Annotated in this window: 6 protein-coding genes and 6 pseudogenes; 5 read left to right on the top strand and 7 right to left on the bottom strand. The window is 66.3% G+C overall.

Annotated elements, in window-relative coordinates:
* Positions 1–111 precede the first annotated feature (111 nt).
* Positions 112–792 (top strand): hypothetical protein, encoded by a 681-nt coding sequence (locus GNX96_RS12710; RefSeq protein ID WP_163568242.1) that lies wholly within the window; start codon positions 112–114, stop codon positions 790–792.
* 527 nt (positions 793–1,319) lie between these two features.
* Here GNX96_RS12710 and GNX96_RS12705 read toward each other — a convergent pair.
* From GNX96_RS12705 to GNX96_RS12695, 3 pseudogenes are all read right to left on the bottom strand, one after another.
* A pseudogene (locus tag GNX96_RS12705) lies at positions 1,320–2,117 on the bottom strand (TIGR03084 family metal-binding protein).
* 61 nt (positions 2,118–2,178) lie between these two features.
* Positions 2,179–4,168, bottom strand: a pseudogene (locus tag GNX96_RS12700) (acetyl/propionyl/methylcrotonyl-CoA carboxylase subunit alpha).
* A 13-nt stretch (positions 4,169–4,181) separates the two neighbouring features.
* Positions 4,182–5,793, bottom strand: a pseudogene (locus tag GNX96_RS12695) (acyl-CoA carboxylase subunit beta).
* 124 nt (positions 5,794–5,917) lie between these two features.
* Between GNX96_RS12695 and GNX96_RS12690 the strand changes: the two are divergent.
* From GNX96_RS12690 to GNX96_RS12675, 4 genes and pseudogenes are all read left to right on the top strand, one after another.
* Positions 5,918–6,723, top strand: a pseudogene (locus GNX96_RS12690) (LLM class F420-dependent oxidoreductase).
* 10 nt (positions 6,724–6,733) lie between these two features.
* Entirely contained in the window at positions 6,734–7,081 is a 348-nt protein-coding gene (locus tag GNX96_RS12685) for a YrdB family protein (RefSeq protein ID WP_279580166.1), read from the top strand.
* 343 nt (positions 7,082–7,424) lie between these two features.
* Positions 7,425–8,513 carry an acetamidase/formamidase family protein gene (locus GNX96_RS12680; RefSeq protein WP_163568240.1) on the top strand — a complete coding sequence of 363 codons (1,089 nt, stop codon included), beginning with the start codon at positions 7,425–7,427 and terminating at the stop codon, positions 8,511–8,513.
* A gap of 20 nt (positions 8,514–8,533) precedes the next feature.
* Positions 8,534–9,297 (top strand): annotated as a pseudogene (locus GNX96_RS12675) (SDR family NAD(P)-dependent oxidoreductase).
* Positions 9,298–9,308: 11 nt separating this feature from the next.
* On the opposite strand, the gene GNX96_RS12670 reads toward GNX96_RS12675, so the two are convergent.
* From GNX96_RS12670 to GNX96_RS12655, 4 genes and pseudogenes are all read right to left on the bottom strand, one after another.
* Complete coding sequence (locus GNX96_RS12670) at positions 9,309–9,803, bottom strand: hypothetical protein (protein ID WP_279580165.1); 495 nt, start codon at positions 9,801–9,803, stop codon at positions 9,309–9,311.
* The gene (locus tag GNX96_RS12665) at positions 9,782–10,444 is read right to left on the bottom strand and encodes a hypothetical protein (RefSeq protein ID WP_163568238.1); all 663 of its coding nucleotides are present in this window, start codon (positions 10,442–10,444) and stop codon (positions 9,782–9,784) included. The genes GNX96_RS12670 and GNX96_RS12665 overlap by 22 nt, the downstream gene beginning before the upstream one ends.
* A 28-nt stretch (positions 10,445–10,472) precedes the next feature.
* Complete coding sequence (locus tag GNX96_RS12660; protein ID WP_163568237.1) at positions 10,473–11,510, bottom strand: hypothetical protein; 1,038 nt, start codon at positions 11,508–11,510, stop codon at positions 10,473–10,475.
* A gap of 185 nt (positions 11,511–11,695) precedes the next feature.
* Positions 11,696–12,246, bottom strand: a pseudogene (locus tag GNX96_RS12655) (DUF4262 domain-containing protein).
* Positions 12,247–12,423: the final 177 nt, after the last annotated feature.

Raw genomic sequence — 12,423 nt, 5'->3', positions numbered from 1 at the left:
GGGCCATGCGGACAACAACACGGCGGTGCGGCGAGTCACCAGGGGTAGTCACTCGATATCGTCGACCAGACATGGCGGTGGGGGACGAGCAAGCGGTACGGGAGGACGCCAGTGGTCTTCATCCTGGCCGCGGTGGCGATCATCTTCGCCGTCGGCGGTATCGCGCTCGCCTACCCGACGGGGGTGTTGCGCGGCTCGATCACCGCCCATTCGGACCAGAAACAGCGCCGCCGGCACGCTCTGGTCGGCCTGCTGTCCGCGATCGCGGTGGTCCTGGGGGGCGCCGTCGCGGCCAGCGCACTCGGCTTCTACCTGCACCAACGGACCAACCTGGCGATCACCCTGCTGGCGGCCATCCCGGCCGGGATCGTGCTGATCATCCTGTTGCTGTTCATCAGCAGCAAGATCGCCGAATCCTCCGAGGATAAGGCCCGCAACCAGTCACTGTCCTGGCGAGGCGCCGGCGCGCTGGCCAGGGCACGGGCGTACAACGCGGCCGCGGTGCAGCCCGCATCGGCGTATCAAGGCTCGTACGAGCCGGTCTCCGGCGGCCCGTCCTCCCCGATGCCGGGAAGTCCCGCGGGGATGCCGGCGCAGCTGCCAGTCGACATGCGGCCCGGCTGGGTCTATCACGCCGGCGGTGAGCACTACGTCCTCGCGCTGGGGCCCTCCCCGAGCTATCCGCAGGGAGCCGTCGTCGAGCTGCCCGGCTTCACGGTGGCCCGGATGCCGGCCACCGCGCTGGTGCCGGTCGGACCGATCGAGATCCAGGTGCTCACCGAGGAAGAGTAAAGGCCCGACATGGGCTCAGAATGGCCATCCTTAGCCTTACCTCTGGTCAGGCAAACCGGACACTCGTATCCTGATGCACATGCACCGGTACGTGAAAAGATAATGGCGAAGAAGATCTTGTTCCAGCCGAGGAGAAGTCCGTTACACTAGGTTTCTCCATCGGTTACTGTGCGTTAATCGACACGAAGACCGGGAAGGTCCGAAACGATGCTTAAGAAGGTTCTGACTACGGGATCATCATCCTGCTGATCTTCTGGGTGGCTACCCGTCCGGATTCAGCGTCGCACGCGGTCAGCGCGATTGGTCAGGGACTCGCCAATGTCGGCAACGGACTGGCGAACTTCCTTTCCAACCTGACTTAGTTTTCGGCGTCACCGGCGATGGGAAGGACTCTGTCGCATCGCCGGTGCGGAGCACGATCTTCGCCACAGCTTCCGACGGTTTCCCGGCAGGCGATATTTGCCGACAAAGTCATCGTCAAAGCGTCAAGTACGCATTTCCACTGTCATTACGTACGGTAATGGCGGCTAGGCCGGAAACAGTCCCGCCGGGCGTCCCTTTCCAGGTGCGCCGGCGAATGCCTGGGCAATCGAAAGCCATTCGGTGGCGACCGGCCCGTGCACTGAGATCCGCGTGTCGGCGAGGTGCCGCCGCTGGGTCACGAGCAGGCAGAAGTCCAGCGCCGGACCCGTCACCCGGTCCGCCGCATCCTCCGGGCCCCAGGCCCACAGGCCATCCGACCATTCCAGCTCTACCCGTACCGGCTCGGTCGGTGCTGGTCGATCCCGTAGCAGAAAAAACTGAAGCCCATCGTGCGTACGCCCAGGTGGGCGACGTGCCGGAGGCGTTTGGTCGGGACCCGCGAAACGCCCACCGCGTCCGCGACATCCTGGCCGTGCGCCCAGGTTTCCATCAGCCGAGCGGTCGTCATCGACGCGATGCTCATGTCCGGGCCGTACCAGGGCGCCCGTTCCTTCGGGTCACGGACGGCCAACTCCTGGACCAACGCGGCTCGGGAGCGGCCGAACCACTCGAGCAACTGCTTGGCCGTACGGTCGCGGAGCTGTTCGGCGATGGTGTCCGGGTCGATCGTCCCGGCGGCCAGCATCTTCGCGAACTCGGCGCGGAAGGCGTCGGGGTCGGTGATCGCCCGCATGGCCGCGTCGTCGAAAAAAAAAACCAGGTGGCTGACCTGGTCGCGGATGGCCCATCCCGGCGCCGGCGTCGGGCAGCTCCCAGTCCCCCGTCGGCAACGGCTCCAGCAACGCCACTAGGTCAGCCGTCTCGGCCGCCAGATCATCTGCCAACTCCTGACTGCTGACCATTCTCCACCTCCACTCTTAGTAACCGCATTTTTGCCGCATCGACGCGACTACTCAGGGTGGGTTAGGCGGGGTCGCCGACGACGGCGAGGACCTGGCCGGTGTCGACCTGCTCGCCGGCGGCGACGCGCTGACCTCGGTGAGGACGCCGTCAGCGGGAGCGGCCACGGTGTGTTCCATCTTCATCGCCTCCAACACCAGGAGCGGCTGGCCCTTGCGGACCGAGCTGCCGGCCTCCGCCAACACCCGCAACACCGAGCCAGGCATCGGCGCCCGCAGCGAGCCGGTGTGCTCGGCCGCCTCCGGATCGCCGAACCGCGGCACCTCGGTCAGTGCGGTCGAGCCGACCGCACTGTCCACATAGGACACGTCAGCGATCCGGCGGACGGCGAACCGCCTGCGGACGCCGGCCACCTCCAGATCGACGGCGGTGGCGGTCGCGCCATGCACTCGTACGTCCACGACCGGCTGGCCGTCCGCACTCACCACCAGCCCGCCCCGGCCGAACCGGTAGCCGACCTCGATCGCCGTCTCGCCGGACCGGTAGGTGACCAGCTGTGGCTGGGTCACCACATTGCGCCAGCCGGACGGCACCGTCGGCAGCACTGTCAGGTCGCCGCGGCGGGCGGCCTCATCGGCGAGTGCCGCCGCGATCGCGTGCGTACGCACCACCTCCGGGCCACCCACGGGCTCGCTCAGCACGGCCGGGTCGTGCCTGGTCAGATAGCCGGTGTCGATGCGGCCAGCGAGAAACTCGTCCTCCCGCAAGATCGCTACCAACAGATCACGGTTCGTCGTGACGCCATGGATCCGGGCACCGGCCAGCGCGGTCGCGAGCAGCCGGGCGGCTTCGGTGCGATCCCGGCCGTACGCGATGACCTTCGCGAGCATCGCGTCGTAATGCCGACACGACCGACCCGGACCGGACACCGGTGTCCACTCGTACGCCAGCGGCCTCCGGCACCTCGAAGGTGTGCAAGGTGCCGGTAGAAGGCAAGAAGCCGGCCGGCACGTCCTCGGCGTAAAGCCGGGCCTCGATCGCACTGCCAGTGATGCCCGCCCCGGTGGCCTCCGCCGGCAGTGGGCTGCCCTCGGCGACCCGCAGCTGGAGCGCGACCAGGTCCAGGCCGGTGACCAGCTCGGTGACCGGGTGCTCGACCTGCAGCCGGGTGTTGACCTCCAAGAAGAAGAAGTCGCCGGCCTGGTCCATCACGAACTCGACCGTGCCGGCGCCGACATAGCCGATCGCCTTGCCGGCCGCGACTGCCGCCTCGCCGAGCTGAGCCCGGAGTTTGTCGTCGACGACCGGCGACGGCGACTCCTCGATGATTTTCTGGTAGCGCCGCTGGATCGAGCATTCCCGCTCGAACAGCGAGATCACATTTCCCTGCTGATCACCGGAAGATCTGCACCTCGATATGTCGCGGTGACTCGACATAACGCTCGATGAAGACCGTGCCATCGCCGAACGCGGACGCCGCCTCGCTGGTGGCCCGCTCCACCGCTTCGACCACCTCGGCCGGCTCCCGGACGATCCGCATTCCTCGGCACACCGCCACCAAAAGCGGCCTTGACCAGCACCGGGAAGCCGATCTTCGTGGCCACCGCTGCTAAATCCGTGTCACTGTCCACTGTGGAGCTCGGCAGCACTGGTACGCCGGCGGGCGTCGTCGCCATCAGCTTCTTGGCGGTGAGCTTGGAACCCATCGCGTCGATGGCAGTAGCCGGCGGGCCCACGAAAATCAGCCCGGCCTGCACGCATTTACGCGCGAAGCCCGCGTTTTCGGAAAGGAAACCATAGCCGGGATGGACGGCGTCGGCGCCCGTCGCGGCGGCCCGCCGCGATGATCTTGTCGGCGTCGAGATACGTCTGCCGGGGACTCGAGCCAGGCAGCCGTACGTACGGCTTCGTCGGCCTGCGCGACAAACGGCGCGTCGGCGTCCGGATCGGAGAAAACCGCCACCGTACCCATGCCGAGCGCGGATGCCGTACGCATCACCCGCGCGGCGATCTCGCCCCGGTTGGCGACCAACAACTTGTGGATTTGCGGCATGTTTTTGGTTCTCCTACATCCGAAAGACGCCGAAGTTGTGGCTGCCCCGCACGGGAGCCGAATGCACCGCCGACAGGGCGATGCCCAGCACCGTACGAGTGTCCCGCGGGTCGATGATCCCGTCGTCGTACAGCTGCGCGGTGACCGCCATAGCCTGCGACTCGCGCTCTATCTGCTCCTCGATCGCCTGCCGGCGTTTTTTTTTCGTCGTCGGCCTCGGCGTCAAACGGCCGGCCAGTCGACTCGGCGGCGTTCTTCGCGACGATCGACATCACCCCGGCGAGCTGCTGCGCACCCATCACCGCGAGCCGCGAATGCGGCCACGCGAACATCAGCCGCGGGTCGTACGCGCGCCCGGACATCCCGTAGTTGCCGGCGCCAAAGGACGCGCCGATGTTGATGGTGATGTGCGGGACCTCGCTGTTGGCCACCGCGTTGATCATTTTGGCGCCGTCCTTGATGATCCCGCCCTGCTCGTACGACTTGCCGACCATGTAGCCGGTGGTGTTCTGCAGGAAGATCAACGGTGTGTCGTAGTGGTTCGCCAGCAGAATGAACTCGGACGCTTTCTTGGCTTCCTCACTGAAAAGGACACCCCGCGCGTTGGCCAGCACGCCGACCGGATAGCCGTGCACGGACGCCCAGCCGGTCACCAGGCTGGTGCCGTACGTTGGCTTGTACTCATCAAAAAAAACCGAACCGTCCGCGACCCGTGCCAAGACCTCGCGGGGATCGAACGGAATGCGGAAGTCCGGCGAGATCAGGCCGAGCAGCTCTTCCGGGTCGTACACCGGCTCAATCGACGATTTCGCCGGTGCGGGGCCAAGTTTGCGCCAACCGAGGTCGGCGAACGATCTGCCGACCTATCCGGATCGCGTCGAATTCGTCGATCGCGAAGTAGTCGCTAAGACCCGACACCCGCGAATGCATGTCGGCGCCGCCGAGCTCCTCGTCGTCGGCGTCCTCACCAGTCGCCATCTTCACCAGCGGCGGACCGCCGAGGAAGACCTTCGCGCGTTTGTCGACCAGCACGGCGTAGTCGCACATCGCCGGCACGTACGCACCGCCCGCGGTGGAGTTGCCGAAAACCAACGCGATCGTCGGAATGCGCTTCGCCGAAAGATCCGTCAGGTCGTGGAAGATCCGGCCGGCCTGGACGAAAACCTCGCGCTGGTTGGGCAGGTCCGCGCCGCCGGACTCGACCAGGTTGATCAGCGGCAGCCGGTTGAGCCTGGAGATCTCCATCGCCCGCAGGATCTTGCGTACCGAGATCGGGTTCATAGTGCCGCCGCGCACGGTCGGATCGTGCGCGATCATCACGCACTCCACCCCGGAGACGACGCCGATGCCGGTGATCACACGCTGGCGCCGACGGTGAACTCGGTCCCCCACGCGGCCAGCGTCGACAGCTCCAGGAACGGCGCGTCACGATCCAGCAGCAGCTCGATCCGCTCGCGAGCCAGCAACTTGCCACGGTCACGGTGCCGCTGCACGTACTTCTCGCCACCACCGGCCACCGCGAGCGCCTGCTGTCGCTCGACCTCGCCAATCATCGTCAGCAACGCGGTCCGGTTGTCCCGGAAGACCTCCGACGACGGGTCCAGCTGGGAGCGCAGGACGGGCACGGCCGCTCCTCTCGTACGAAGACTCGAACGCCGTCACCTTAACGCACGTTAAGGAGGTGGTGGCCAGTCAGTGGCCCACCAGACAGCGTTGCGCCTGCCGGCAACAGGCATAGGGTTGGTTTCCGTGACCAACACCTACACCAAGCCAGTGCGTATCGGTGTCCAGCTGCAGCCGCAACACGCCGACTACGCGGAGATCCGCCGTGCGGTGGCCGAAGCCGAGGAAAAATCGGTGTCGACATCGCCTTCAACTGGGACCACTTCTATCCGTTGTACGGCGAGCCAGAGGGCAAGCACTTCGAGTGCTGGACCGTGCTCGGTGCCTGGGCCGAGGCCACCACCAAGGTCGAGATCGGCGCGCTGGTGACGTGCAACAGCTACCGCAACCCGGAGCTACTGGCGGACATGGCCCGTACCGTCGACAACATCTCCAACGGCCGGCTGATCCTGGGCATCGGATCCGGTTGGTTCGAGAAGGACTACGACGAGTACGGCTACGACTTCGGCACCGCCGGCGGCCGCCTGGACAACCTGGCCGAGTCGCTGCCGCGGATCGAGAGCCGGCTGAGCAAACTCAACCCGGCGCCGACCCGCAAGATCCCGGTGTTGATCGGCGGCGGCGGCGAGAAGAAGACGCTGAAGCTGGTCGCCAAACACGCGGACATCTGGCACGGCTTCGGTGATCCGGAGGTCATCGAGCGCAAGCACCAGATCCTCGACCAGCACTGCGCCGATGCCGGCCGCGACCCGGCCGAGATCGAGCGCTCCGCCGCGGTGAACGCGGGTATGACCCTCGGCGAACCGGGCGACCTCGGCGAGAAGCTGCATGCACTCGGCACCCGACTGTTCACCGTCGGCGTTGGCGGCCCGAGGTACGACCTCAGCCCGCTGCGCGACTGGGTCGCCTGGCGCGACGAGAAGAACAAGTAACCTTGGGCAGGTGACCGAGGTACTGGAAAAAATCAACAACCCGCCGGTGCGCGCGGTGCTGGAAATCTGCGCGCTGGTGTCGCTTGGGCTGGTGGGTTTCCAGTTCGGCCCTGGACTGATCGGCAGCCTGGTCTTCGCGGCGCTGCTGCCGGTGGCGGCGGCGGTCGCCTGGGCGATGTTCTGCTCGCCCAAGGCGACCATGCCGCTGTCGCTGGCCGGCCGAATCACGGTGGAGGCCGTCATCTTCGGTTGCGCGGCAGTAGGGCTCGCGCTGACCGGACGCCTGATCCTGATCGGCGGCCTGTTCGCGATTGTGGCGCTGTTGAGCGGCGCCTTCAAGCACTACATCGACGGCTAGCGCTACTCTCCGCTGGCCAGCTCCAGCAGCTGTTGAACCGTGCACGCGCATTTGCACGTTCATCGCGGATAACAAATGGGAAAAGATCGAAAACGACAGCTTTTCCAGTTACTCCTGGTTCTTTTCCGATTCCAGAGTGTTTACGCAGGTCGCACTCTACGGAAAAGTGAAAAGAGGTCTGACCACACACAAGTGTCGGATCATCAGTGACCTGTAGAAGGATGCGAACCGACGGTTCGGTCTGGCACAGTCTAGGCAGTCGGTGACGACACCGGAACAAACCGTCGCCAAACGTGTCGTTTCGCCCCGCACCCAGGGCCATCCCGGAGGGACACTGTCACCCATGCGAGTCGGCCGAGCCAGCAGCCACATCGACGGGGACGTCATCGAGTTCACCCCGAGCGCCGACCAGTACGCGTACACCTTCGGCGGCGGCGCCGCGCCGGTGCTGGAGGTGCCGCCGGGCAGCGTGCTGCGGCTCTGGAGCGAGGACGCCTTCAACGGCAAGCTGCAGTCGACCGAGGACAAGCCCAGCGAGATGCTGAACATGGCCGAGGTCAACCCGCAGACAGGACCGTTCTTCATCACTGGCGCGGAACCCGGTGACACGCTCGCGGTGCACGTCGTCGATCTGGAACCGGCCCGGGACTGGGGAGCCTCCAGCGCGATCCCGCTGTTCGGCGGACTGACCAGCACCCCACTGAGCCCCACCCTGCAGGACCCGCTGCCCGAAGCGACCTGGATCTATCAGGTCGACGCCGAGCGACGGATGGTCCGGTTCGACGCCGTTTTCGGGGATTTCCAAGTGGATCTGCCGCTGGCGCCGATGCTCGGCACCATCGGGGTCGCGCCGCCGTCCCGGGAGGTGCGTACGTCGCTGGTCCCCGGCTCGTACGGCGGCAACATGGATTCGCCGGAGATCCGGCCGGGCGCTACCTGCTATTTCGCGGTGAACACGCCAGGCGCGCTGTTTTCCATCGGTGACGGGCATTACCGGCAGGGCGAGGGCGAAGCCTGCGGCACCGCCGTCGAGGGCGCCATGAACAGCACAGTGATCGTGGATCTGCTCAAGACCGGCGCGGCGCCCGCGTGGCCGCGGATCGAGACTGACGACGCGCTGATGGTGATCGGCTCGGCCCGTCCGCTGGAGGACGCCTGGCGGATCGCGCAGTTCGAGATGGTCAACTGGATCAGCGAGCTCTACGGCCTGGCGCCGATGGACGCGTACCAACTGGTCAGCCAAATCAGCCTGGCGCCGCTCGCGAACGTCGTGGACACCAACTACAGCTCGGTGGTCAAGGTCGAGAAGCATCTGCTGCCGGCGGTGCGGACGTACGGTGGGATGCATGACCACCTGCGCGACCGGGCGGCTCAGATCCGCGCCACCGGGCCGCGCGGCTTTCGTCCCGGTCCACTCGACCTGACAGACTGACCCCTTCCTTTGGGGGAACCGTGGATCTGCGGCTGACCGGCACGCGGGCGATCGTCACCGGCGGCACCAAAGGCATCGGCAGGGCAATCGTCGAGCTGCTCGCCGCCGAAGGTGCCTCGGTGGCTTTTTGCGCCCGTACGGAGAAAGATGTCCAAGCCGCGACCACGCGGCTGTGTGCCGACGGCGCGACGGCGACCGGGACGGCCGTCGATGTCTGCGACGCCGCAGCGTTGCGAACGTGGGTCACGCAAGCCGCCGGCGAGCTCGGCGGCATCGACATCGTGGTCTCCAACGTCAGCGCGCTGGCCATCGGCGACGACGTGGACAGCTGGCAGAAGACGTTTCAGACCGACGTTCTTGGCACCGTTGGCCTGATCGCGGCGGCCATGCCGGAGCTGGAGAAGAGCACGGCCGGCTCGATCGTGACCATCGCCAGCGTGTCCGGCCGCGAGGTGGACTTCGCGGCCGGTTCGTACGGTGCGGCCAAGGCCGCGATCATTCACACTACACCCAGGGGCTGGCTTTCCAGCTGGCTGGGAAAAACATCCGCGCGAACAGCGTTTCTCCTGGCAACACCTACTTCGACGGCGGGGTGTGGCAGCACATCGAGGCCACCAACCCGCAGCTGTACGCGCAGGCGCTCGCACTCAACCCGACCGGCCGGATGGCCGGACCAGACGAGATCGCGCGAGCGGTGGTGTTCCTGGCCAGCCCGGCCGCCAGCTTCATCACCGGCACCAACCTGGTCGTCGATGGAGCCCTCACCCGTGGAGTGCAGTTCTAAGCCTTACGCGATCAGTGCGTGACAGGGTTTAGCGCGGCAGCAGGCAGGGCGGTGTCGCCGGCCTTACGCAGCTGGAAAACGCCCCACCCGATCAGGGCCACCATCGCGACCACCAGGAGGACCTGGCCAACCACGTCCGCCGGGGTGACCTTCAGCGGCCCGATCACGTCGCCGGTGGCCACTCGCTCCACCCCGATCCACGCGTAGTTCAGGATCGCGCCAGTGGCAAGCGCCAGCACATGCCGGCCGTTCCAGCCGGGTTTGGCCGACCAGAAGGCGACCAGGACGAGGAATCCGACCCACAGAACCACGAACACCAGCGTCAGGCCCCAGGCGGGCAGGAGAGCCTGTGCATACCGCTCGACCAGCTGGAAGGCCAGTGCGGCGAGAGTTCCCACGACCCCGACCAGCCACGGGCTCGGCGCGGACCCGGCCAGCACCGTGCGCGGGCCGGCCAGCCGCGGCAGGAAGATCGCCAGCAGGATCAGCGCGACCAACACGACCACCACACACGGCGAGCTGCGGCAGCGAGGCGACGAACGGATACTGGTAGAGCGAGGACGCCGTCGTCACGGCCACGCCGACCACGAAGAACGCGGCCACCACCGAGAACCCGATCTTCCCCCCAGCCACGGGGTCGTCCGTCGAGTGCCGGCGACCGCCTCGACCATCGCGATCGGCGTTCCGATGCTCCACACCACGTGCAGGCTGAGCACGTAGAGATCGTCCACACCGGGGACATTCCCACCGCCGGAATCAGCCCGTACGCGAGGAGATGGTCGCCGGCGTAGTTCGGGTTGAAGAGCGACATCGTGGTGATGCCCTCCTCCAGCACGGCATACGCGAGCGCGAGGACCAGCATTGTTGGCCAGCCGCGGCCGGTCCGCCGGACGATCTCCCGGATCAGGATCGCGCCGCAGCCGTACATGGGCAGGACGAACAGCAGGAAGGCCACCTTGGTGATGGGGAAGTCACCCAGCAGGAACTCCGCCACCAAAGGGGAAAGAACAAGCAACAGCAATGCTGGAGCTACCCGGCTTAACGTACGCACGAATGCCTGCCCTCGACGTGATGAATAGGACTCCTGAACTTTCGCTGACCTTCGGCTTTCCCGCCCATGCCCAATGGCGACGGCCAGCCATGACATTTGTCCCGGCCGGCCGTCATCGATTTCGTTAGTGCTGCGACAAGATCGCGTTGTCGACCGGATCGGCCACTGCCTGACGGGCGTCCTTACGCAGCCCGAGGCCAATGCCGGCGAGCAACGCGACCATGAACACCACCAGTGCCGCCCAGCCGAGCGTCTCGCCCAGGCCTTGCTGATTGATCAACAGGTAGCCCACCCAGCCATAGACCAACACTCCACCGGCGGCGGCCGCGAACTTGTGCACCTGCGACCACCCGGCGGCCCGCGACCACCAGAGGATCAGCGCCACCAGCGCGACCGCCAGCACTACATTCAGCAGCACCTCGATCGCCGCCGGCACACCATACTGACCGCCGAACCTGATCAGCGCGTGGAAAATAGAACCGGCCACGAAGGTGGTCACTCCGACCAGCCAGGGACTCGGCGCGGTTCGGGCGGCGTCCGGCTGGGTCGTCCGAGCAGCGGTCGGCCGGAACAGCATGAAGGCCAGCACGACCAGCACCGCGGCGACCGACCCCCCCGCCGCGACCAGCTGCGCGGGAGAGGCGAGGAAATGGTCCGCGGACAGCTTGATCGAGAACACCGCTGTCAGCGACACCCCGAGCACGAACAGCACGCCAATCACCACCAGACCGACCCGGCCGAGCCATGGCTGCGAACCGCGGTGGCGGAACATCGTCTCGGTCAGCAGCAGCGGAACCGAGATGCTCCAGGCGGTGTGCAGGCCCAGCATGTACGCCGTCCAGGGACCCGCGATGCCCAGCGCCGGCACGAATCCGTACGCCAGCAGATGCAGGCCGACATAGTTCGGGTTGAACAGCGACTGGGTGGCAATGCCCTCTTCGATCACCGCATACGCCAGTCCGAGCAGCACGATCGTCGGCCAGCCGCGACCGGTGCGCCGGGTCACCTCACGGATCAGCACCGCGCCGGTGCCGTACAGCAGGGCCATCATCGGCAGCAGGAACAGCCGAGACGGGGGGATATTGCCCAGCACATACTCGGCGACGAACGGCGCCAGAAGGAACAACACCAGCACCGGAACCAACCGGCGGACAACGCTCACAACGCGCCTCCATTCACAGCGGGCAGGTGACCGACTGTGCGCACGAGCGCCTGCCTTCAAAGTGACTAATCGGACACCTGAACTATGGCCGACCCAGCGCTTTCGCACACATGCGCAACGACGGTGACCGGCGGTTACATTTGTCCCGCCAGTCGCCGCCCATTCGTCATCGCCGGATCGACAGGTCACCCTTGCGCCAGGCGTTCATCGGATGCGAGTCCTTGGGCAACCACAGAAAACGGCTGCTTGTTCCGGAAAACCCGGTCAAATCCCGGGTCGGGCGGGAACAGGCCGTCGTGATCGGACCACAACACCTGCTCGACCGGGACCGCCTCACTGCCGTAATGCAGCTCAAGCTGCGCGAGCAGATCAACCCGCCAGTTGTCGTGCACCGGCCGCAACACCACCTGATGCGGTGGCGGCACGATGCCCTCGATCGGCGTGTGGACCGGCATCACTTCACCGTCCCGCCGGCGGCCGCCGATGTGATTGAGCCAATGACAGGCATCGTCGCTTCCAGACCGCCGACGAACAGCTCCGGCAGCCGGTAGCTCTGCCACAAGCCGACCGTGTACGACCAAGGAGGCGACTTCTTCCCACCGATCACGCTGACCACCTGCCAGCCGTAATCAGCGATCGCCGCGGCGATCTGAGCCCGCGCCCAGGCCGTCGGATCCACGATCTCCGGATGCGCGCACAAATAGCAGGAACAAGATGAGTTCGGTTCTTTCGTCATGCCCCAAACGCTAGAAACCACCCCCGACAAAACCGCGCCCCACGGCCCAACGGACCCACCCCGCCGCCCTCGCCCGCGCGGGACCGTCACCTCTAACCCAAAGTTGGCCCACTTCGACGAGACCCAGCCCCGCGTACCCACCCCGTGCGCAAACCACGACCTTCACCATCAAGTTGG

It is taken from the genome of Fodinicola feengrottensis (genome assembly GCF_010993775.1).
Classification (GTDB): domain Bacteria; phylum Actinomycetota; class Actinomycetes; order Mycobacteriales; family HKI-0501; genus Fodinicola; species Fodinicola feengrottensis.
The sequence above is the reverse complement of the archived record's forward strand: the minus strand, read 5'-3'. Positions and strand labels throughout refer to the sequence as shown.

Coding starts and splice junctions, on each gene's coding strand:
- GNX96_RS12680 (WP_163568240.1), top strand. CDS start 7,425: ATGCGAGTCGGCCGAGCCAGCAGCCACATCGACGGGGACGTCATCGAG.
- GNX96_RS12665 (WP_163568238.1), bottom strand. CDS start 10,444: ATGTCATGGCTGGCCGTCGCCATTGGGCATGGGCGGGAAAGCCGAAGG.